Source organism: Streptomyces sp. AC550_RSS872 (assembly GCF_019049285.1).
Taxonomy (GTDB): Bacteria; Actinomycetota; Actinomycetes; order Streptomycetales; family Streptomycetaceae; genus Streptomyces.
The window spans coordinates 1-20,766 of the sequence record NZ_JAGMUL010000085.1; the positions used below are offsets into that span (position 1 = coordinate 1).

The 20,766-nt window shown below is 70.5% G+C and carries 18 protein-coding genes and 1 pseudogene; 9 read left to right on the forward strand and 10 right to left on the reverse strand.

The window, feature by feature from the left end; all coding sequences use genetic code 11:
• From KUM44_RS28430 to KUM44_RS28455, 6 genes and pseudogenes are all read right to left on the reverse strand, one after another.
• A pseudogene (locus KUM44_RS28430) lies at window positions 1-421 on the reverse strand (DUF5336 domain-containing protein); the annotation flags it as partial.
• Between the two features lie 319 nt (window positions 422-740).
• The gene (gene iscB / locus KUM44_RS28435) at window positions 741-2,306 is read right to left on the reverse strand and encodes an RNA-guided endonuclease IscB (RefSeq protein ID WP_217212404.1); all 1,566 of its coding nucleotides are present in this window, start codon (window positions 2,304-2,306) and stop codon (window positions 741-743) included.
• Between the two features lie 386 nt (window positions 2,307-2,692).
• Window positions 2,693-3,202, reverse strand: coding sequence for a hypothetical protein (locus KUM44_RS28440; RefSeq protein WP_217212405.1), 510 nt, complete (start codon window positions 3,200-3,202; stop codon window positions 2,693-2,695).
• Between the two features lie 185 nt (window positions 3,203-3,387).
• Window positions 3,388-4,350: an N-acetylmuramoyl-L-alanine amidase gene (locus KUM44_RS28445; protein WP_217212408.1), complete on the reverse strand. Its 963-nt coding sequence runs from the start codon at window positions 4,348-4,350 to the stop codon at window positions 3,388-3,390.
• Between the two features lie 63 nt (window positions 4,351-4,413).
• Complete coding sequence (locus tag KUM44_RS28450) at window positions 4,414-5,064, reverse strand: class I SAM-dependent methyltransferase (protein WP_217212411.1); 651 nt, start codon at window positions 5,062-5,064, stop codon at window positions 4,414-4,416.
• A gap of 171 nt (window positions 5,065-5,235) precedes the next feature.
• Window positions 5,236-6,978 carry an MFS transporter gene (locus tag KUM44_RS28455; RefSeq protein WP_217212413.1) on the reverse strand — a complete coding sequence of 581 codons (1,743 nt, stop codon included), beginning with the start codon at window positions 6,976-6,978 and terminating at the stop codon, window positions 5,236-5,238.
• Between the two features lie 158 nt (window positions 6,979-7,136).
• On the opposite strand from KUM44_RS28455, the gene KUM44_RS28460 reads away from it, so the two are divergent.
• The 3 genes from KUM44_RS28460 to KUM44_RS28470 all read left to right on the forward strand — a co-directional run bounded on the left by KUM44_RS28460 (window position 7,137) and on the right by KUM44_RS28470 (window position 10,228).
• Window positions 7,137-8,567, forward strand: a complete 1,431-nt coding sequence (locus KUM44_RS28460) for an MFS transporter (RefSeq protein ID WP_217212415.1) — start codon at window positions 7,137-7,139, stop codon at window positions 8,565-8,567.
• 252 nt (window positions 8,568-8,819) lie between these two features.
• Window positions 8,820-9,359, forward strand: a complete 540-nt coding sequence (locus KUM44_RS28465; RefSeq protein ID WP_217212417.1) for a SigE family RNA polymerase sigma factor — start codon at window positions 8,820-8,822, stop codon at window positions 9,357-9,359.
• Window positions 9,359-10,228: a hypothetical protein gene (locus KUM44_RS28470; RefSeq protein ID WP_217212419.1), complete on the forward strand. Its 870-nt coding sequence runs from the start codon at window positions 9,359-9,361 to the stop codon at window positions 10,226-10,228. Before KUM44_RS28465 ends, KUM44_RS28470 begins: the two co-directional genes overlap by 1 nt.
• 27 nt (window positions 10,229-10,255) lie before the next feature.
• Here KUM44_RS28470 and KUM44_RS28475 read toward each other — a convergent pair whose 3' ends face one another.
• Both KUM44_RS28475 and KUM44_RS28480 read right to left on the reverse strand, forming a co-directional pair.
• Window positions 10,256-10,888, reverse strand: coding sequence for a response regulator transcription factor (locus tag KUM44_RS28475; RefSeq protein ID WP_217212436.1), 633 nt, complete (start codon window positions 10,886-10,888; stop codon window positions 10,256-10,258).
• 371 nt (window positions 10,889-11,259) lie between these two features.
• Entirely contained in the window at window positions 11,260-12,462 is a 1,203-nt protein-coding gene (locus KUM44_RS28480) for a sensor histidine kinase (RefSeq protein WP_217212421.1), read from the reverse strand.
• Window positions 12,463-12,827: 365 nt separating this feature from the next.
• On the opposite strand from KUM44_RS28480, the gene KUM44_RS28485 reads away from it, so the two are divergent.
• The 3 genes from KUM44_RS28485 to KUM44_RS28495 all read left to right on the forward strand — a co-directional run bounded on the left by KUM44_RS28485 (window position 12,828) and on the right by KUM44_RS28495 (window position 15,854).
• The gene (locus KUM44_RS28485; protein ID WP_217212422.1) at window positions 12,828-13,685 is read left to right on the forward strand and encodes a MaoC/PaaZ C-terminal domain-containing protein; all 858 of its coding nucleotides are present in this window, start codon (window positions 12,828-12,830) and stop codon (window positions 13,683-13,685) included.
• Window positions 13,686-13,813: 128 nt separating this feature from the next.
• Window positions 13,814-14,890 (forward strand): Zn-dependent alcohol dehydrogenase, encoded by a 1,077-nt coding sequence (locus KUM44_RS28490; RefSeq protein WP_217212424.1) that lies wholly within the window; start codon window positions 13,814-13,816, stop codon window positions 14,888-14,890.
• A 25-nt stretch (window positions 14,891-14,915) separates the two neighbouring features.
• Window positions 14,916-15,854: a 3-oxoacyl-ACP reductase gene (locus tag KUM44_RS28495; RefSeq protein ID WP_217212426.1), complete on the forward strand. Its 939-nt coding sequence runs from the start codon at window positions 14,916-14,918 to the stop codon at window positions 15,852-15,854.
• 62 nt (window positions 15,855-15,916) lie between these two features.
• Here the strand turns inward: KUM44_RS28495 and KUM44_RS28500 are convergent, their stop codons facing one another.
• Together KUM44_RS28500 and KUM44_RS28505 are read right to left on the reverse strand one after the other, a co-directional pair.
• Window positions 15,917-16,084, reverse strand: coding sequence for a hypothetical protein (locus KUM44_RS28500; protein WP_217212428.1), 168 nt, complete (start codon window positions 16,082-16,084; stop codon window positions 15,917-15,919).
• Between the two features lie 95 nt (window positions 16,085-16,179).
• Window positions 16,180-17,394 carry a hypothetical protein gene (locus tag KUM44_RS28505; protein ID WP_217212430.1) on the reverse strand — a complete coding sequence of 405 codons (1,215 nt, stop codon included), beginning with the start codon at window positions 17,392-17,394 and terminating at the stop codon, window positions 16,180-16,182.
• Window positions 17,395-17,628: 234 nt separating this feature from the next.
• On the opposite strand from KUM44_RS28505, the gene KUM44_RS28510 reads away from it, so the two are divergent.
• Genes KUM44_RS28510 through KUM44_RS28520 form a run of 3 tightly spaced genes read left to right on the forward strand, consistent with a single transcriptional unit; the run spans window position 17,629 to window position 20,674 of the window.
• Window positions 17,629-18,546, forward strand: coding sequence for a Nif3-like dinuclear metal center hexameric protein (locus tag KUM44_RS28510; protein WP_217212432.1), 918 nt, complete (start codon window positions 17,629-17,631; stop codon window positions 18,544-18,546).
• Entirely contained in the window at window positions 18,543-19,286 is a 744-nt protein-coding gene (locus tag KUM44_RS47290) for a zinc ribbon domain-containing protein (protein ID WP_217212438.1), read from the forward strand. The genes KUM44_RS28510 and KUM44_RS47290 overlap by 4 nt, the downstream gene beginning before the upstream one ends.
• 20 nt (window positions 19,287-19,306) lie before the next feature.
• Window positions 19,307-20,674, forward strand: coding sequence for a bifunctional RNase H/acid phosphatase (locus KUM44_RS28520; protein ID WP_217212434.1), 1,368 nt, complete (start codon window positions 19,307-19,309; stop codon window positions 20,672-20,674).
• Window positions 20,675-20,766 lie beyond the last annotated feature (92 nt).

Here is a 20,766-nt window from a genome sequence, read left to right on the forward strand (position 1 = left end):
GGGTGGGGAGGAGTGCGGCCTGGAGGGCGGGGACGAGGGGGGTGGCGATGGCGCCGCCGGCGAGAACCAGGGCGGCAAGGAAGCCGAGGATGAGACCGGCTCCGGCCTCGGCGGGGTCGGGTACATCCACCAGGAACCAGAAGAGGATCCACGTATCGAGAACCGCGAACGCTGCACCGACAGTTCCGAGGTCCAGGCCGACGATCTTGCGTGGCTGCGGCAGGATGCGGTTGACGACGATCAAAGCGGCGGCGATGACTCCGCCCAGGTAGACGCCCATGCCGGTGTAGAGGCGTTCCCACGCGTTCGGGGTGTCGCTTACGCCTTCAGCGGTGTAGAAGCTGAGGAACGACGCGATGAACAGCAACACCGCTGCTCCGATCACCACGCCGTCGCCTCGAGTGAGGGAGCGGATATTCACTTCAAGAAGTCCTTCGGTTCAGTCGTCTCGTCATCGCTGGAGGCATCGCTGTCACCATGTCGCCGTCAGGCCCCGGTGTGAAGCGCGGGGGTGGCCCCTCATCGTAGGGACGACCTTATCGTCCGACCGACGAGGCTGTCCGCAGGGATCAGCCGGTGGACCACTACCCGTGCAGGAAACTCACGATCCCCTCAGAGATTCCACGGACGCCCCACCTATGCCACGCGCCGCTGGTCAGCAACGCCACGTCCTTGCTATCGCACAGTCGCCCGGGCTGTTGAACGCCTCATAAACCGTTGGCGGATTGAGACCGTTCATGTCAGGCGCGTACGGCCTCGGCCCGTGTGGTGTAGGCGTAGCCGTCGGCTCGTTGGAGAAGGTGGACGTGCCGGTGGTGAATGCCCTGGACCAGTCCATGGATGGTCTTGATGTTGAAGTTGCCAGTAGCGCGAACGGCGACGCGGCCCGTGTGGCTGCCCTGCCTCTTGCCGGTGGGGACGTTTGCGCGTACGAGATCGCCGGTTGCGTAGCCGAAGTGTTGCTTGGTGCGGGGCAGGCTGAGGCGGGGGAAGCCATACCGGTCGGGGGTGGTGCGACGGTAGGTTCCGCGTCCAGTTGCCGCCACCACATGAATGATTGCCGGGTGACGCGCCACCGCTTCAAGGACCCCGACACACAGGGCATCAAGGGTGTGGCTCTTGGGTGTTGCCGTGCGTTGGCGATTCCATCTTGTCCGGCCACCGGAGGACGGCCGCACGTCTTGGTAGCGGGCTTCGAGTGCCCGGACGAGCGCGCAGCGTGTCGCATTCATCGCGGCGGCGTCCCGCAGCGGAGCTTTCGCCTGGTGAAAGATCTTCGAGAGGAGGGTGGGTTTCTTCTTGAGGAAGTCCTCGACCGGCCTGTTGCTTTTCCTTTCGTTGCAGGGAACACAGGCGATGGTGAGGTTGGAGATGCGGTCAGATCCGCCCCGGGAGCGCGGATGGATGTGGTCGATGTTGAGAGGGATGTCCGACGCTCCGCAGTATGCACACGCCCGGTTCCACTTCATCAGGAGGTACTCGCGTACTTCCATTCCTTGTAGGGTACCGCGTCGATATTCCGTGTCAGATCCAGACTTGTCCGCGCTCAAGGCCCGAGTATCAAAGGCAGCGAGTTCTATATGCACTGTGCGTAGAGGGGCCCAGCGAGCAATCCTGTCTACCCATGCGGTGGTGGTCTCCACCCGGTGCCGCAGGGACGGAGCGAGCCAGGCTTCTGGCCGTGAGCGGTTGTTGAAGCGTGGAGCTCGATAACGGAGGTTTCGCTGTCTCCGTGCCCTTCGCAGCGTGGACCGTGAGGTGAGCCTGTCGCTGATCGGTCCGCCTCGATGTGCAAGCTCGATGGCGAAGAGGCCATGGCGTGCTGTCTCGTTCGCGTCGACATCCGTGCGGAACAGGGCGATTCCGGTGAATCTGCTACCTGGGTCGATGCCTAACTTCACGCCGGTTACTTCGGAGGTGGCGGCGGTGCGGTCTTTGAGGCGGATGACGAAAGGGGTGTGACGGTGCACGACGGCTCGGCCCTGCTTGAGGAGTTTGCGGGCGCGGGCCGGCGTACATGGCATGAGCGGTTGGTGGTGTTTGTCCAAAACGAACACCATTGGATGGCCCTCACGGACCTCGCCCTTCCCCGCTGAAGCGGAGTTGGGGTGACGTCCTGTCAGAGGGATGCCCTCCGGCAGGATCTCCCCTCGCCCATGTTCAGAACCCGTGCCCGACACGGCGGCCGGGAGTCCGCAAGCCGTTTCGTCCCTACTCCCAGGGGTGTCTGCTCCTGCGGATTCCAGAGCGCGCCGCTGAGGAAGCACGGCGCGGTGGGTCTTCTCACGTGAGTTGAACGTAGTCATCGTGTGCACCTCCCTGTGGCGATGACTGGGGCTGGTCAGACGTGAGCGCGACTCTCAACTGAGAGATGCGCTCCGGATTTAAGCCGGGGAGTGAATGACTTCAAAGGTCCTTCGTGTTTCGCGCTGAGCGCTTCCGTCGCCGCTGCACGCCTGGAAAACAATACCGCCGGTGACGGTCGTGTGTTCGGGTTGTAGTAAGGAAATGGATGTCGACCCAGGGCTTGTGGCGCAATTCCCACTATTTCGATCAAGTTCGGTCGATGACGTTCAATGACGGCTGTGAGGGGTGCTGTGGACAGCAAGCTTGGGTCCGCAGCGAGAAGCGGCCCGCCGGGGTATCTCCTGCGGGCCGCTTCGTCAAGGGTCGGACGTGACTTGAGGCTCGGCTATCGCTCGCTGTACTTGAAGCAGACGCCGATCGGTTTGTAGGCCGTCATGCCGGTCTGGAAGGTCCACCAGTCGACCCCGATCATTTGCTGTACGTCGAACTTCTTTCCGGAGTACTTCACGTAGGCCTGGAGCGTCCCGTACTTGCCGCGCGGCACTTCCTTTGAGCCGCTCACGGTGATGCTGTGCGACTTCGAAACATCCCAGCCGACGCCCGCACTGATGACACCGTTCGAAGCCTCGATGTTCCGCGAGAGCACCGAACCCGCAGATCGTGTGTCGTCTATGCGCAACGTCATCTTGCCTTTGCCCTCAGCCGTTGCGATGGGCGTCTTGCCGCACTTGCTCGGGAGTGAGCGGACATTGATGAGCCGCTTAGCCGAGCGGAAATCGGCAAGCCTCGTGCCCGCGTAAGAGTCCCCCGTTGTCCCTGCCTGCGTGCTCGTGACATTAGAGCTCTTCATGCTCGGAGCAGCCTGTGTCGTGGTGCCCACGCCGAGCAGGCTCACGGACAAGGCGGCAATGGTGGCACCGCGCTGGACTGATTGGAGCTTCAAATGATCCCCCATGATCCCGAAAGGGAAGGCTCTGATCGCCTCTGGTCGATGTCAGTCGATCAAGTGAGGGAGTGCTTCTGCAATCGCTTTGAGGTAGATCTGAGCATGTGCATGACGACTGCGACGGCTTGAGCTGCCTACTTCTTCAGGAAGCTCACAATCCCTTCAGAGATCCCTTGCGCCGCCTTCTGCCGCCAAGCGCCACTGGTGAGCAACGCCGCGTCCTTGCTATCGCGCATGTTGCCGCACTCGATGAACACCTTGGGAACCGTTGACAGATTGAGACCGCCCAGGTCCTTACGCGTGACGAGACCGGTGCCGTTGCCGACGTAGTTGGAGGGTGCGCTGCCCGTGACGCGGACGAAGGAGCCCGCGATGCGCTCGCCGAGGTCGCGGGACGGGGTGACGATGGGGCCGGTGTTGGCAGCGCCCTCGTTCACCTTGCCGGGGAGGATGACGTGGAAGCCGCGCTGGCCGGCGGCGGCTCCGTCGGCGTGGAGGGAGACGACGGCGTCGGCGTTCGCCTTGTTGCCGATCCGGGCGCGTTCGTCCACGCACGGGCCCCACGAGCGGTCGCCGTCCTGCGTGAACTTGACCGCGGCGCCCTGCTTCTCCAGCAGGGTGCGCATGCGGTGGGCGAGGTCGAGAGTGAACTTGGCCTCGGTGTAGCCGTCGTTCGTCGAAGTGCCAGTGGTATCGCACTCCTTCCAGTTCGTGCCGATGTTCACCTTGCGGTTGATTTCGGTCGTGTGCTGGAAGTTGTTCGGGTTGTGGCCCGGGTCGATGACGACGACCTTGCCCTTGAGGGGGCCGGAGGCGGCGGGCGCGGTGGTGGACTCCGCGGTGGGGGTGGGGCCCGGGGGCTTGTCGTCGTTAGTGGCGGAGATCGTCGGCGCGGTGTCCGAGGGCGTCGTGGACGAGGGCCGTACGGCCGCGTTGCCGGAGCCGCCGCCGTCGGTGTTGCCGGGGCTGCCCACGGCCTCGTACATCACCCAGCCGAGCAGCGCCCCCGGCACCAGGGCGGCGACCGCGACGGTCAGGGTTCGGCGGCGGCTGCGGCGGGGCTGGGGAGGATCGAAGTCCGGGCCTACGTACGACACGCCTGCCACCTTACGGGCCGACCACGGCCTGCGCGGGAAGGCGCGGTCGGCCAGGGCCGGAGTTCAGATGCCCGCCGCCGTCCGCCGCAGCACACGCAGCGAGTCCGTGACCGACACCTCCGTGAACGCGCCGGACTCCAACGCCCGCAGGTACACGCGGTACGGGGCCTGGCCCGTGAACTCGTCCGCCGGGTTCGGGAACACGTCGTGGATGACGAGCAGGCCGCCCTCGGTGACGTGCGGGGCCCAGCCCTCGTAGTCGGCGGTGGCGTGTTCGTCGGTGTGGCCGCCGTCGATGAAGACCAGGCCGAGGGGGGTGCCCCAGATCTTCGCCACCTGCGGTGAGCGGCCCACCAGGGCCACTACATGCTCCTCCAGGCCCGCCTTGTGCAGCGTGCGGCGGAACGTCGGTAGCGTGTCCATCAGGCCGATCTCGGGGTCGACCGTCTCCGGGTCGTGGTACTCCCAGCCCGGCTGCTGCTCCTCGCTGCCGCGGTGGTGATCGACGGTGAGGGCCGTCACTCCGGCCTCGCGGGCGGCGTCGGCGAGCAGGATCGTGGAGCGGCCGCAGTAGGTGCCGACCTCCAGGAGGGGGAGGCCGAGGCGCCCCGCCTCGACGGCCGCCGCGTAGAGCGCGAGCCCCTCGCCCGTGGGCATGAAGCCCTTCGCCGCCTCGAACGCGGCCAGGATCTCGGGCTTGGGGGCCGGGGCCATGGGGTCCCTTTCGGTCGTACGGGTGTATGGGCGCCCATGGTGCACCACACCCCCCCCGTCAATTCGTGACGGGGGGTGCGGCAGCGCACCCAAAGGGGCGCGGGGAACTGCGCGACAAGCCACGATGCACCCGCAGCCGCCAGACAACACAGCGCGGCACCCCCTTGGGCGCTACGCGGTCACACTCGCACCAGGCAACGCCAGATCCACATCCACCGCGCTCTCGTCGCCCGCATGCGTCGCCGAAGAGGCCAGCGGCCCGTGGCCCTCGGCCCGCGCCGCCAGGACGTACGCGCCCTGCGTAGGGACGGTGAGCGCATAGCTGCCGTCATCCTCGGAGAGCGTCGCGCCCGCCTGGCGCCCCCGCCGGTCGATCAGGGTGACCTTGGCGCGGGCGACCGGGGTGCCCTCGGCGTCCAGGACGCGGCCGCGGAAGCCGCGCAGGGCCTGCTCGGCGCGTTCCAGGTTGGCGTCCTCCTCGCCGGCGGCGCGCAGCTGGGGGCGGGCGGAGGCGGGGCGCTGCTTCGGGAGGAAGAGGGCCAGGAGCAGGCCTACGGCGACCGCTGCCGTCGCGATCAGGAAGGACACCCGGAAGCCGTGCATCGTCGGGATCGCGACGCCGCCGACGTCGTTCGCGGTGTTCGCCAGCACCATGCCGATCACGGCGCTGGAGACCGACGTACCGATGGAGCGCATCAGCGTGTTGAGGCCGTTCGCGGCGCCGGTCTCCGAGGCAGGGACGGCGCCGACGATCAGGGCGGGGAGGGAGGAGTACGCGAGGCCGATGCCCGCGCCGAGGACCACCGAGATGACCAGGCTCTGCCAGGGGGCGCTCATCAGGCCGAGGCCGGCGCCGTAGCCGATCGCGATGATCAGCATGCCGAGGATGAGGGTGGTCTTGGGGCCGTACTTGGCGGAGAGGCGGGCGTAGACGGGGGCTGTGAACATCATCGTCAGGCCGAGCGGGGCGACCAGGAGGCCCGCGACGACCATGGACTGGCCGAGGCCGTAGCCCGTCTCCTTCGGGAGCTGGAGCAGTTGGGGGAGGACGAGCGAGACGACGTAGAACGAGACGCCGACCATGATCGAGGCGAGGTTGGTGAAGAGGACGGCCGGGCGGGCCGTGGTGCGCAGGTCGACCAGGGGGGCCTTCGTGCGCAGCTCGTAGACGCCCCACAGGAGGAGTACGGCTGCCGACGCGGCGAACATGCCCAGCGTGAGGCCCGACGTCCAGCCCCAGTCGCTGCCCTTGGTGATCGGCAGGAGGAAGAGGACGAGGCCTGCGGAGAGGCCGAGGGCGCCGAGGAGGTCGAAGGTGCCCTCCGCGCGGACCTTGGACTCCGGTACGACGAGGAGGGTGAGGGCGATGGAGAGGACGCCGAGGCCGGCGGCTCCGTAGTAGAGGGCGTGCCAATCGGCGTTCTGGGCGACCAGGGCCGCGGCGGGCAGGGCGAGGCCGCCGCCGACGCCGATCGACGAGCTCATCAGGGCCATCGCCGAGCCGAGCTTCTCGCGGGGCAGCATGTCGCGCATCAGGCCGATGCCGAGCGGGATCGCGCCCATCGCGAAGCCCTGGAGGGTACGGCCGACGATCATGGGGATCAGGTCGCTGGTGACCGCGCTGACCAGCGCGCCGATCACCATGACGGCCAGGCTGGATATCAGCATGCGCCGCTTGCCGTACAGGTCGCCGAGGCGGCCCATGATCGGGGTGGCGACGGCGCCCGAGAGCAGGGTGGAGGTCAGGACCCAGGTGGCGTTGCTGGGCGTGGTGCTCAGCAGCTGGGGCAGGTCCTTGATGACCGGGACGAGCAGGGTCTGCATTACCGCGACAACGATGCCCGCGAAGGCGAGGACCGGGACGAGGGGGCCGGTCGCTCTGCCGGTGGGCTGGTCGTTCGTCGTTTGTGTCATGTGAGGGACCAACCCGGTGTGCCGGGGCAACTATTCCGATGCTTTGGCCAGCTAACGATTTCTTGACCTTCTCTTGGGAGAGCCGGTCTGGCCTGGGTCCTTTGGAGGAGTGGGCCTAGGCCGAATTCCTGATGCCAGGGGCGTCGGTCGTTGAGAGCATGACACTCATGCTCCGAGCCGCTGACGCCACCACCCGCCTGTCCCTCCGTACCGCGCCCCCCACCTGGCTGGTGGTGGCGCTCGCGTGCGCCGGACAGTTCCTGGTCGTGCTCGACGTGTCCGTCGTGAACGTGGCGCTGCCCTCGATGCGGGCAGATCTGGGAATGAGCGCGCAGGGCCTCCAGTGGGTGGTGAACGCGTACGCCATCGCCTTCGCGGGGTTCATGCTGCTCGGCGGGCGCGCCGGTGACCTGTACGGCCGTAAGCGGATGTTCCTTGTCGGGCTCGCCGTGTTCACCCTGGCCTCGCTGGCCGGCGGGCTGGCCCAGCAGGACTGGCAGCTGCTGCTCGCGCGGGCCGTTCAGGGGCTGGGCGCGGCGGTGCTGGCGCCCTCGACGCTGACGATCGTCACGGCGGCGGTGCCGGAGGGGGCGGCGCGGGCGCGGGCCATCGGCACCTGGACGGCTGTCGGCGCGGGCGGCGGTGCGGCGGGCGGGCTCGTCGGCGGTGTGCTGGTGGACGTGCTGTCGTGGCGCTGGGTGCTGCTGATCAACGTGCCGGTGGGCGCGGTCGTGCTGGCCGGTGCGCTGCTGTGGCTCGTGGAGAGCCGGGCCGGGGACGGGCGGCGGCTGGATCTGCCGGGCGCGGTGCTGGTGACGGCGGGGCTGGCGACCCTGGCGTACGGCATCTCGCAGACGGAGGCCTCGGGCTGGACGGCGACGGCCACGGTCGTGCCGCTGCTCGCCGGTCTCGCCCTGATCGGCGTCTTCGTCCTCGTGGAGGCGCGTACGGCGGCTCCGCTGATGCCGCTCGGACTGTTCCGGGTGCGGGCGGTGTCGTCGGCGAACGTGGCGATGTTCCTGTCCGGGTCGGCCATGTTCTGCATGTGGTACTTCATGACGCTGTACGTCCAGAACGTGCTCGGCTACACCCCGCTGGAGGCCGGCCTGGCACTCGTGCCGAGCTCGCTGGCCGTACTCCTCGGCTCCAAGCTCGCGCCCCGCCTCATGCCGTGGATCGGTACCCGCAACGTGGCGGTTACCGGCACGCTCGTGGCGGTCGTCGGCTTCGGCTGGCAGTCGACGCTGAGCGTGACGGGCGGATACGTCACCTCGATCATGGTGCCGGGCGTCCTGATGATGCTGGGCGCGGGCCTCGCCGCGACCCCGCTCGCGGCGCTGGCCACGTCCGGGGCGGAGCCGGGGGAAGCCGGGCTGGTGTCGGGACTGGTCAACACCTCGCGCACGATGGGCGGTTCCCTGGGTCTGGCGGTCCTGTCCACGCTGGCGGCGGCCCGCACGGACGGCACCGCGACACCGGAGGCCCTGACGGAGGGGTACGCGCTGGCGTTCCGGGCGGGGGCGTGGGTGCTGGCCGGGGGAGTGGTGCTGATGCTGGTGTGGCTGCCGAGGCGGACGGCCGCGTCCTGAGCCGCCGGGGCCGGTGTCCCGCGGCGCGAGGGGGCGGGCGGGGTCGCATGGGGTGAGCGGGCGGGGTCGCGGGAGTCGAGCGGGCCGGCTTGCGGGAGTCGAGCGGGCCGGCTTGAGGGAGACGCCGCCGGGTCGCGGGAGGCGGACTGGGGTTTCCGTGGCCCGGGTGGCCCGGGGTGAAAAAACTGGCGGGTGTCCCGAGGCAACGGTCCGGGGGCCTCATGGACTCCTTTGTTTATCAAGGAGGTGCCCATGGGGGATCGCAAGGCGGCTCGGGACTCGGAGTTCCAGAGCTTTGTCATCGGCCGCTGGCCACGCCTGCTGCGGACGGCCTTTCTCCTCACGGGGGAGCAGCACGCCGCGGAGGATCTGGTGCAGTCGACGCTGGAGCAGGTCTATGTGGCCTGGCGCAAGGTCGGGTCGGCGGACGACCCGGAAGCCTATGTACGGCGCGTGATGATCAACGCACATGCGCGCAAACACCGCAGAAGGCTCAAGGAGTTCCTCGCGCCGAAGGACGACTCCGGCCTGGTGCGCGAGGTGGCGGACACCGGTGACCGCATCGCCCAGGCCGAGGACCGCAGAGCCCTGCTTTCGGCGCTCGCCCGACTGCCGTCACGGCAGCGGGAGGCGGTGGTCCTGCGGTACTGGGAGGACCTGACCGAGACGCAGACGGCGGAGGCGATGGGCTGTTCCGTCGGCGCGGTGAAGAGCAACGCGGCCAAGGGAATCGCGAAACTCCGCGTCATACCGGGACTGGCCGAGATGGTGACGCAGGGAGGGTGGAAGTGATGAGCGCGGACCGGGAGACGAACCACGGCATGACGACCCACGACATGGCCAACTCGGACATCGCCCTCCTGCTGGCCGACGCCGCGGACGAGGTCGAAATCGGTATAGCCCCCTACCAGGCGGTGATCCGGGGCGGCCGCCGCCGCAGGGCCCGCCGCTGGGCGGTGGCGACGGCCACGACGCTGGTCCTGGTCGGGTCGGCGGGGACGCTGGCGGTGGCGGGGCTGCCGGGCGGGGACGGGAGCCGGGGCGCCTCGGTGGCGACCAGCCCGCCCACCGCGCCGCCCGCGCCGGACGTGCGCACGCCCTCGCGGACCCTGCTCGCGAGCGGGACGGACCACGGCAAGAAGTGGCGGGTCCTCATCGACGTCTGGGCGGCACCGCGCGACAAGCGGGAGGCTACCGCCGAGCTCGCCGCGATGCGGGAGTTCGGGCAGACCCCCACGGGTCTGCGTGACGCCTCCGAACTCGTCGGCAAGGCCTCGTACTTCGTGCTGCGCGAGTACGGCGACTCGGGCAAGGAGCAGGCGGTGATCGAGGACACGTTCACCAGTGAGGACAACATGGCCGGCCGGGACATCGAGGCCGCCGCGATTCCTGTGGTCCCCGGCGCGGATGGACCGAACCGGCTGGTCGTCGGCAAGGTCGCCAGTACCGCTCAGCAGGTCACCTGCACATGGAAGGACGGTTCGACCACCGAGGTGCCCACGGTGTGGGAGGCGATGGGCGCCGGACGCGACCCTTCGGGACAGGTCCGCCTGGACAGCGACAACCCCCTGATCCGCCGGGTGAGCGGCTTGCCGGTGAGTTGGTTCGTGTGCGTGGCCCCCGAGGGGACGGAGTTCAAGTCGGTGGCGGTGACGAAGTAAGGAGGCCAGGGCGGGGCGCGTCCCGGTTCACAGCCACCCCTGCTGACGTGCCTCCCGCAGCGCCTCCATCCGGTTGCGGGTGCCCGTCTTGCCGATGGCGGAGGAGAGGTAGTTGCGGACCGTGGACTCGGACAGGTGGAGCTTGGCCGCGATGTCGGCGACCGTCGCGCCGTCCGTCGAGGCGTTGAGGACGTCGCACTCGCGGGCGGTGAGCGGGTTGGGCCCGGCGCTCAGCGCGGCCGCGGCGAGGGCCGGGTCGATGACCGTCTCGCCGGTCAGGACGCGGCGGACGGCGGCGGCGAGTTCCTCCACGGGGCCGTCCTTGACCAGGAAACCGGCGGCGCCCGCCTCCATGGCCCGGCGCAGATAGCCGGGGCGGCCGAAGGTCGTGAGGATCAGCACCCGGCAGTCGGGGACCTGGTCGCGCAGCTCGGCCGCGGCGTCCAGCCCGCTGCGGCCCGGGAGTTCGATGTCGAGGAGGGCGACGTCCGGGCGGTGGACGAGAGCGGCGTCCACGATCGCGTCCCCGGCCGACACCTGCGCCACGACCTCGATGTCCGGCTCCATGCCGAGCAGTAAGGCGAGAGCGCCGCGCATCATGCCCTGGTCCTCGGCGAGCAGAACCCGGATGGACTTGGCGGGCCGGTGATCCCGGGGCATCTCGTTCACGGCCCAAGAGTAGGCCGCGAGGCGCTCCGCGAAGCCGGCCGCGCGCGCTCGTTCACCCAGGGTCCGGTGTTCGCCCCCGCCGCCCCTACCCGTCCCGTCCCCTGGGGGCTGCGCCCCCAGACCCCCGCCATCGGCCCTCCGGGCCTCGTCCTCAAACGCCGGACGGGCTGAAAGGATCGTCCCCAGCGGGTGGGTGGGGGCTCGGGGCGGCTGTGGCCTCGTCCTCAACGCTGGACGGGCTGAATGGATCGTCCCCAGCGGGTGGGTGGGGGCTCGGGGCGGCTGTGACCTCGTCTTCAACGCCGGAGGGGCTGAAGGATCGAGCCCCGCTGTCGCCTCCAGCGGTGGGCAGTGGCTTGTTCTCAAACGCCGGACGGACTGAGAGGTGAGCGTACGTCCGTCAACTCCCATGTCTCCGCCGGTAGTTCCGCCCGCACCACGAACCCGCGGCGCGCCCCCGGCCCCGCCGTCAGCGTGCCGCCCGCCGCGGCGAGGCGCTCTGTCAGGCCCCTCAGGCCGGTGCCGCCGATGCCCTCCCGGGGCGTGGTGACGGGTGTGCCGGTGCCGTCGTCGGTGACGGTGAGGTGGGCGCGTTCCGGGGTGCCGGAGAGGGCGATCTCGCAGTGGGACGCATCGCTGTGGCGGACGACGTTGGTGACCGCCTCGCGCACCACCCAGCCCAGCAGGGCCTCGGTACGTGGAGCGAGCGGCGGGCCTGACCGGTGGATCCGAGGAGTCACGCCCGCCGCAGTCAGGGCCGAGTCCGCGCGGTCCAGCTCCGTCGCCAGGCTTCCGTCCCGATAACCCGTCACCGCCTCCCGGATCTCCGTGAGGGCCTGTCGGCCGACGGACTCGATGTCGACGACCTGGGCCAGCGCGGCGTCCAGGTCGCGGGACGCCAGCCGCCGTGCCGCCTCCGACTTGACCACGATCACCGAGAGGGTGTGACCGAGCAGGTCGTGCAGGTCGCGGGAGAAGCGCAGGCGTTCCTCCTCGACCGCGCGCCGCGCCAGTTCCTCGCGGGCGGCCCGCAGTTCCCGTACCGCCTCGGACAGGGAGAGGATCGCCGCCGTCACGATCGTCGAGATCCAGGTGGCGTAGGCGATGTCGAGGCCGCCCCAGCCGTCCCGTACGAACGCGGTCACCCCGGCGAGCACGGTCACCGCGGCCCCTGTCCAACGCAGCCGCGGCATCCGTACGGCCGCCCCCGTCGCCAGCCCGAGCAGAGGGAAGAACAGCAGCCAGGAACCGCCGTAGCCCATGCCGAGTGCGCAGGTCACCGCCGCCAGCGCGGCCAGCGCGACCTGCGTGGAACGCGCCTCGCGCTTCTCCTTCACGAAGGAACGGGTCGCTATGTAGATGTAGAGCGAGTTGAAGGTGATCAGGCCCAGGCCGCCGATCCAGGGGTTGGGTGTCTGGCCCTGGAAGAGGTTGGAGAAGGAGCCCATCCCCAGCAGCAGCCACGGCAGCAGGGCGAAGCCGGTGGGGTGCGGGTCCGGGGTGTCCGGGAGCCGTCCGGCCCGCAGCGGGGTCGGCGTGCACGACACCTTGCGCATCCAGGTCATGTTCCGTCCCCCGTCCGCCGGCTTCGTCTGCGGTCCCGTCCTCGGGTCCGTCCTCAGGTCTGTTCTCGGTCCCGTCGTCAGGTCCGTCCTCAGTGTCATGCCTCCGACGCTACGGATCGAGGCCCGCGTCCGGCAGGGGCGGTTGTCCGCACTCCGGCAGGACAAATGTCATGGGTGCGCCGGACCGAGGAACCGGGCGGACAGACCTGACACTCCGTCAGGAGCCTTCACAACTGCGGTGCGCTCGGCTATACAGAGGTCGCCGGACTGGAACGCGTTCTAGATCGGCCCGCGACGACCTCGGTGCGGCCGACGGTGCGGACGGCCGTACCGGGGTCTTGACTGAAGCCACTGTCAGGAGCCGTATGCCCATCGACGCAGCCAAGGCACTCGCCGCCGAACCCCGGACCGGCGAGATCTCCTGGAACTCCAAGGACGTCCAGCTCTACCACCTCGGCGTCGGGGCGGGCGTCCCGGCCACCGACCCCGACGAGCTGCGCTACACCCTGGAGTCCCGCCTGCACGTCCTGCCCAGCTTCGCCACCGTCGCGGGCTCGGGCTCGCCCGGAGTGATCAGCGGACTGTCCATGCCGGGCATCGAGGTCGACCTCGCCCGCGTCCTGCACGGCGGCCAGTCGCTCACCGTCCACCGGCCCCTCCCGGTGACGGGCACCGCCACCGCCACCCACCGCATCGCCGCCGTGTACGACAAGGGCAAGGCGGCCGTGCTCGTGCTGCGCACCGAAGTCGCCGACGCCGAAGGCCCGTTGTGGACCAACGACGCCCAGATCTTCGTCCGCGGCGAGGGCGGCTGGGGCGGCGACCGAGGCCCCTCCGCCCGCCTCGCCCCTCCGACCGGCGAGCCCGACCGGACCGTCGAGCGGCCGATCCGCGAGGACCAGACCCTGCTCTACCGCCTCTCCGGCGACTGGAACCCGCTGCACGCCGACCCCGAGTTCGCCAAGGTCGCCGGGTTCGAGCGGCCCATCCTGCACGGACTGTGCACCTACGGCATCACGCTCAAGGCCGTCGTCGACACGCTGCTCGGCGGCGACGTGACCCGGGTGCGGTCGTACGTCACCCGGTTCGCCGGGGTCGTGTACCCCGGGGAGACCCTGCGCATCCGCATGTGGCGGCAGGAGGGCGCCGTACGGGTCGCCGTCAGCGCCGTCGAACGGGAGGACGCGCCCGTCCTCGCCGACACCCTCGTTGAACACACCTGACGCCGAACACACCTGACATCGAGCACGCCTGCCGCCGAACACCCCTGACACCGAACACCCCTGACACCGAACACACCTGACGTCGAACACACCCGAGAGCAGAACGCCGTACGAGGGGAGCCCGCACCATGCGCGCAGCCGTACTGCACGAGACCGGCCAGGACAAGCTGGAGGTCCTCGACGACGTCGAGGCGGTGGGTTTCGGGCCCGGCCGGGTGAGGGTCCGGGTGCGGGCCACCGGGCTGTGCCACTCGGACCTGTCCGCGATGAACGGCGTACTGCCCCAGCCGGCGCCTTTCGTACCCGGCCACGAAGGCGCCGGCGAGATCACCGAGGTCGGGGAGGGCGTCCGCGGCCTGAAGCCCGGCGACCGGGTCGTCGTCTGCTGGCTGCCCGCCTGCGGTGCCTGTCCCGCCTGCAAGCGCGGCCAGACCGAGCTGTGCCTGGCCGGGTTCATGAACGCCGGCACTCCCAACTTCAAGCGCCCCACCGGAGACGTCTTCGGCTTCGCCGGCACCGGCACCTTCGCCGAGGAGGTCGTGGTCGACGCCGGCTGCGCGGTGCCGATCCCCGACGACGTGCCCTTCGACATCGCCGCCCTCATCGGCTGCGGGGTGACGACCGGTCTCGGTGCCGCGCTCAACACGGCCGACGTGGAGGCCGGTTCGTCGGTCGCCGTCATCGGCTGCGGCGGCGTCGGCATCTCCGCGATCCAGGGGGCGCGGCTCAAGGGCGCCGCCGAGATCGTCGCCGTCGACCCGGTCGCCTCGCGCCGCGAGTCCGCGCTCAGGTTCGGGGCGACGCGGGCCGTCTCGCCGGACGAACTGGCCGACGCCAAGCAGCACGTCACCGCAGGCGAGGGCTTCGACTACGTCTTCGAGGTCGTCGGCAGGTCGGCCACCGCCCGCACGGCCTACGAGAACACCCGGCGCGGCGGCACCCTGGTCGTCGTCGGCGCGGGCGCCATGGACGACTTCCTCCAGCTCAACATGTTCGAGCTGTTCTTCGACGAGAAGCGGATCCTGCCGTCCATGTACGGCGGCGGAGACGTCCTGCGCTCCTACGAGCGGACGATCGCGCTGTGGCGCGCCGGCCGCATCGACCTCGCCGGTCTGATCACCCACCGGGTGCCGTTGACCGAGATCAACGAGGCCCTGGACCAGATGCGGACGGGCACGGCGCTGCGTACGTGCATCGAGATCTGAAAACCCCCGCTGCGAAGGGACGTTGATGTCACTCCCACTCGAGGGCCTGTCCGCGATCGTCACCGGCGCCGGGCGCGGGCTCGGCCGGGCCGAGGCGCTGGAGCTCGCCCGGCTCGGCGCGGCCGTCGTCGTCAACGACTACGGACAGCCCGGCCGGGACGGCTCGGGCGAGGCCTCCGCCGAGCCCGCCGAGGAGGTCGCCGCCGAGATCCGCGCGACGGGCGGCACCGCACTCGCCCACACCGGGGACGTCGCCGACTTCCACCAGGCGGGCGCGCTTGTCGAGTTGGCCGTCGCCGAGTTCGGCAAGCTGGACATTTTGGTCAACAACGCGGGCATCCTGCGCGACCGTATGGTCTTCTCCATGGCGGAGGAGGAGTGGGACTCGGTGATCCGGGTCCATCTCAAAGGGCACTTCAACACCATCCGTTTCGCCGCCGCGCACTGGCGCGAGCGCTCCAAGGCGGCGGGCGGGCCGGTGTACGGGCGGATCGTGAACACCTCCTCGGAGGCGTTCCTCGCGGGATCGGCCGGGCAGCCCAACTACGCCGCCGCGAAGGGCGGCATCGTCGGGCTCACCACCTCCACCGCCCTCGCGCTCGCCAAGTACGGCGTCACCGCCAACGCCATCTGCCCGCGCGCCCGCACCCGGATGACCGAGGACGTCTTCGCGGGCCTCGCCCGGCCGGAGGCCGGACTGGATCCGCTCGCCCCCGAGCATGTCGCCCCCCTCGTCGGCTACCTGGCCTCGCCGGCCGCCGCCCGGATCAACGGCCAGCTGCTCGTCGTCCACGGTGGCATGGTGGCGGTCGTCGAACGGCCGCAGATCGCCGCCAAGTTCGACAGCAAGCAGGAGACGTTCACGTACGACGAGCTCGACACGCTGCTCACCGCGCACTACGCGCAGCGGCCGGCGGGAGAGACGTTCGGGGCGGCGGAGGTGCTGGGGCTGAAACGGGGGTGAACACGGGAACGGCCCCGTCCCCCACGGGGGACAGGGCCGTATGCCATGGCCGGTGCGTGGCCTCAGGCCGCCGTCTCGGTCTTCTCCTCGATCGGCTTGCGGTGACGGCCGCGGGGAGCCGTCTCGCTGTCCTGGGCCGACACCGGACCCCGGTGCCTGCCGTGACCGGCCGACTTCTGAACGTCGTGAACGTCGGCCGGCCCCGGCTGGGTCGTGCTGGCGTTGCTCATCGGAAAACTCACCCCGTCAACATGATCTTTCTTACAGCCGGGCGAGTTTAACCAGACGACCACAGGCCGAATCCAGGCGGCCACACCAACCGCCACTACTTCGTTACAAGACCGCCCAACGGCGCTTGCTGCAACGGCACGGGGCGCGTCCGCGCGGGGGCCAAAGGGACCTCTGTGGGTGCCGGGTCATGTTGTTGGGGCTGTGCGGTGCCGTCGTGGCTTGTCGCGCCCGCGCGGCGGTAGCCGCAAGTCGAATCCAGTCCCGCGCCCCTTTGGGGCGCTGCCGTGTTCGGCGATTCCCAGCGCGCCACACCGCACGGCACCGCCGCCGTCGCGTACGGCAGTTGCAGCACCCCGTCCCGCGTCCACCATCCCGCCCCCGTCAACCACCTCTCGGGCGCCGGAAGATGACGCACCTGCCGTTCGGCGGGCCGCCACACCCCGACCCAGCTCCCGGCCGGTCCGTCGATGCGCAACGCCACCCCGCAGCCCTCCGGCGTCAGCACCTGCCCCGGCTGGATCGCGAACGGTGTCACCACACAGTCGGGCATCCGCAGGCACTCCGGGAAACGAACCGGCAGCGTGCTGCCCAGCACACCCCAGCCCAACCGTTCCTGCCCCGGCGAGGGGGCGTCCGACCGGATCAGCAGCAGCCCGCTGTCCGGGTCGGCGAGCGCCAGCCGGTCGTCGCTGTCGTCCGTGATCTGGAGCAGCGGCGACACCTCGCCGCCCCGCTCCAGATCGACCACGACGGCCTTCGTACGGCCCCCGGACTCCCGGTCCAGGGCCAGCATCCGCCCACCCCGGTCCAGCCACACCCCGCCCGAGCAGCGCCCCGGGACCTCCGCGAGCCGTTCAGGGCCGAAGGCACCCCCCGCCACCAGCCACACCGTGCTGGAGCGCCGGCCCACCGCGAGGGCGTAGGCCTTGTCGCCGCCCGGTGCCGGGGGCAGCAGCCGCAGCCGGCTCTGCTCGTCCGGGCACTGGACCGCGCCCAGCAGCAGCTCACCGGTGCCGGGGCCGGTCGGATACAGCAGCGAGAACAGATGCCGTCCGTCGGTCGGGCGGCAGATCAGGACCCGCCCGTCGCCCATCGGCTGCACCTCGGTGCCGGGCTCCTCCGGCTGGTGGGCGGGCAGCGGCACGGCGTACGGCTCGGGGCCGTCCAGGGTCCAGCGCTCCGGGAACCAGCAGTCGCCGGCGGGCGCGAGACGGGCGGCGTAGGAACCGTCCGTCGTGATACTGCATCCCGCCCGAGGCGCGTCGCCGTCCTCGTGCTCCGCCGCAGGCTCGATCGCACAGGCCGTCATGGTCCGGTCACCTCCAGTCACGAAGCTAGTTTTCGTACGCACGGGCGTGGGATCGGCGAGGTTCCGCTTCACACAAAGGGGTGGCCGAGGAACGATTCGCCTGAGGTGACGGGGGTGATTGTGCTGGGCGGGGCCGGTCGTGTCCGCGGGTGGCCAGGGGACCGGCCACGAGGCGCGATCCGGCAGCTCCGGGACCGGTACAGCCGTACGGAACAGCCAGGTAGCCTTGCCCTCGTGCCCCGTCTGTCTGAAGTCATCGCCGCGCTGGAGAACCTGTGGCCCGCCGAGCGGGCCGAGTCCTGGGACGCGGTCGGCACCGTCGTGGGCGACCCCGACCAGGAGGTCACCCGGGTCCTGTTCGCCGTCGACCCGGTCCAGGAGATCGTGGACGAGGCGGTGAAGCTGGGCGCCGGCCTGCTGGTCACCCACCACCCGCTCTATCTGCGCGGTACGACGACGGTCGCGGCCTCCACCTTCAAGGGCCGGGTCGTGCACACGCTGATCAAGAACGACATCGCCCTGCACGTGGCGCACACCAACGCCGACACGGCGGACCCGGGGGTGAGCGACGCCCTTGCCGGCGCCCTGGACCTTCGTGTCGTACGGCCGCTGGTGCCGGACCCGACCGACCCGAGCGGCCGCCGGGGTCTGGGCCGTATCTGCGAGCTCGACCACCCGCTGACCGTGCGCGAGCTGGCTCGGAAGGCCGCCGAACGCCTCCCCGCCACCGCGCAGGGCATCCGTGTGGCCGGCGACCCCGAGGCGACGGTCCGCACGATCGCCGTCAGCGGCGGCTCCGGCGACAGCCTCTTCGACCAGGTCCGGGCGGCCGGCGTCGACGCCTTCCTCACCGCGGACCTCCGCCACCACCCGGCGTCCGAGGCCGTGGCGCACAGTCCTCTCGCGCTGCTCGACGCGGCGCACTGGGCCACCGAGTGGCCCTGGTGCGAGCTGGCCGCCACCCAGCTCGACGAGATCTCCGACCGCAAGGGATGGGACCTGCGCGTCCATGTCTCGAAGACGGTCACCGACCCCTGGACCGCCCACGCGGCATCCTCCGCCCACCCGTCGCCCGCCACCACCCTTCCAGCGAGCGCTTCGCGCGCCCCTTCTGACTCGACATCTGACTCGACATCTGGAGCCCCCAACTGAACGCCGCGTCCGCCGACCAGATCCGCCTCCTCGACGTCCAGGCCCTCGACGTCCGCCTCCAGCAGCTCGCGCACCGGCGGAGGTCGCTGCCCGAGCACGCCGAGATCGAGTCGCTGACCAAGGACCACACCCAGCTGCGCGACCTGCTCGTGGCCGCGCAGACCGAGGAGAGCGACACCGCCCGCGAGCAGACCAAGGCCGAGCAGGACGTGGACCAGGTGCGCCAGCGCGCCGCGCGCGACCAGCAGCGCCTGGACTCCGGTGCCATCACCTCCCCGAAGGACCTGGAGAACCTCCAGCACGAGATCGCCTCCCTCGCCAAGCGCCAGAGCGACCTCGAGGACGTCGTCCTGGAGGTCATGGAGCGCCGGGAGTCCGCGCAGGAGCGGGTCGCCGAGCTGACCGAGCGGGTCGGCGCCGTCCAGGGGAAGGTCGACGACGCGACCGCCCGCCGGGACGCGGCGTTCGAGGAGATCGACAGCGAGGTGGCCACCGTGACGAAGGAGCGCGAGGTCATCGCGAGCGCCGTCCCGGCCGACCTGCTGGGGCTCTACGACAAGCTGCGCGAGCAGCAGGGCGGCATCGGCGCGGCCAAGCTGTACCAGCGCACCTGCCAGGGCTGCCGTCAGGAGCTCGCCATCACCGAGCTGAACGAGATCCGCCAGGCGGCGCCGGACACCGTGGTCCGCTGCGAGAACTGCCGCCGGATCCTGGTGCGTACGGCCGAGTCCGGCCTCTGAGAACTCTGGGAGTCCGTGCCGTGCGGGAGTTCATCGTCGAGGCCGACGGCGGGTCACGGGGCAACCCGGGGCCCGCGGGCTACGGTGCCGTGGTCATCGACGCGGCCACGGGCCAGACGCTGGCCGAGGCGGCCGAGTACATCGGCGTCGCCACGAACAACGTCGCCGAGTACCGGGGTCTGGTGGCCGGCCTGCGCGCCGCGTACGACCTGGACCCGGCGGCCACGATCCACGTCCGCATGGACTCCAAGCTCGTCATCGAGCAGATGTCGGGCCGCTGGAAGATCAAGCACCCCGACATGAAGCCGCTGGCCTTCGAGGCGGCGCGCGTCTTCGCGGCGCCTCAGGTGACGTACGAGTGGATCCCCCGCGAGCAGAACAAGCACGCGGACCGGCTGGCCAACGAGGCGATGGACGCCGGGAAGCGGGGGGAGCAGTGGTCGGCGGCGGCTTCCATGGCGGAGCTGGAGGCGGCTGACGCGAGGGCCGCGAGGGGCGCGCAGGCTGCGAGGACCGTGGCTGAGCCTGAGCCTGTGCCGTCCGGCCCGCCGGGAGACGCCGCCGCGGGTGCGGCGCGGGCGCGCGCGGCGCTGGCGGAGGGACGTGGCCCGGCCGCTCCCCCGGCTCCCGCTGTCGACGCCGAGGCCGAGTCCAAGGCGACGGCGGAGTCCAAGGCGACGGCGGAGTCCAAGGCGAAGGCCGATGTCGGCGCCGCCCGCACCGTGGGCGCGCCCTCGTCCGGCTGGGCCCCCGCCGACATGGGCGCGCCCGCCACCTTCGTACTGCTCCGGCACGGGGAGACCCCCCTCACCCCCCAGAAGCGGTTCTCCGGCAGCGGCGGTACCGACCCGGCCCTCTCCGACGTCGGCCGGGAGCAGGCCGAGCGCGTCGGCGCCGCCCTCGCCCGGCGCGGCACCATCCAGGCGATCGTGGCGTCGCCGCTCGCCCGTACCCGGGAGACCGCCGGGATCGTCGCGGCCCGCCTCGGCCTGGAGGTGACCGTCGACGACGGCCTGCGCGAGACCGACTTCGGCGCCTGGGAGGGGCTCACCTTCGGCGAGGTGCGTGAGCGCTACCCAGAGGACCTCAACGCCTGGCTGGCCGACCCGGAGGCCCGCCCCACCGGCGACGGCGAGAGCTTCGCGGCCACCGCCACCCGGATCGCCGCCACCCGCGACAAGCTGATCGCGGCCCACGCCGGCCGTACGGTCCTGCTCGTCTCGCACGTCACGCCCATCAAGACGTTCGTCCGCCTCGCCCTGGGCGCCCCGCCCGAGTCCCTGTTCCGCATGGAACTCTCGGCGGCCTCCCTCTCGGCGGTGGCGTACTACACCGACGGCAACGCGAGCGTGCGGCTCTTCAACGACACGTCACACCTGCGCCCCTAGGTGTATTGATCACGAGCGTTGTTAACACTGCCCGGGCTTGATCATGGCGAAGGCCCCCGTGTGTGGTGGAGGTATCGAATCTTCACCGCACG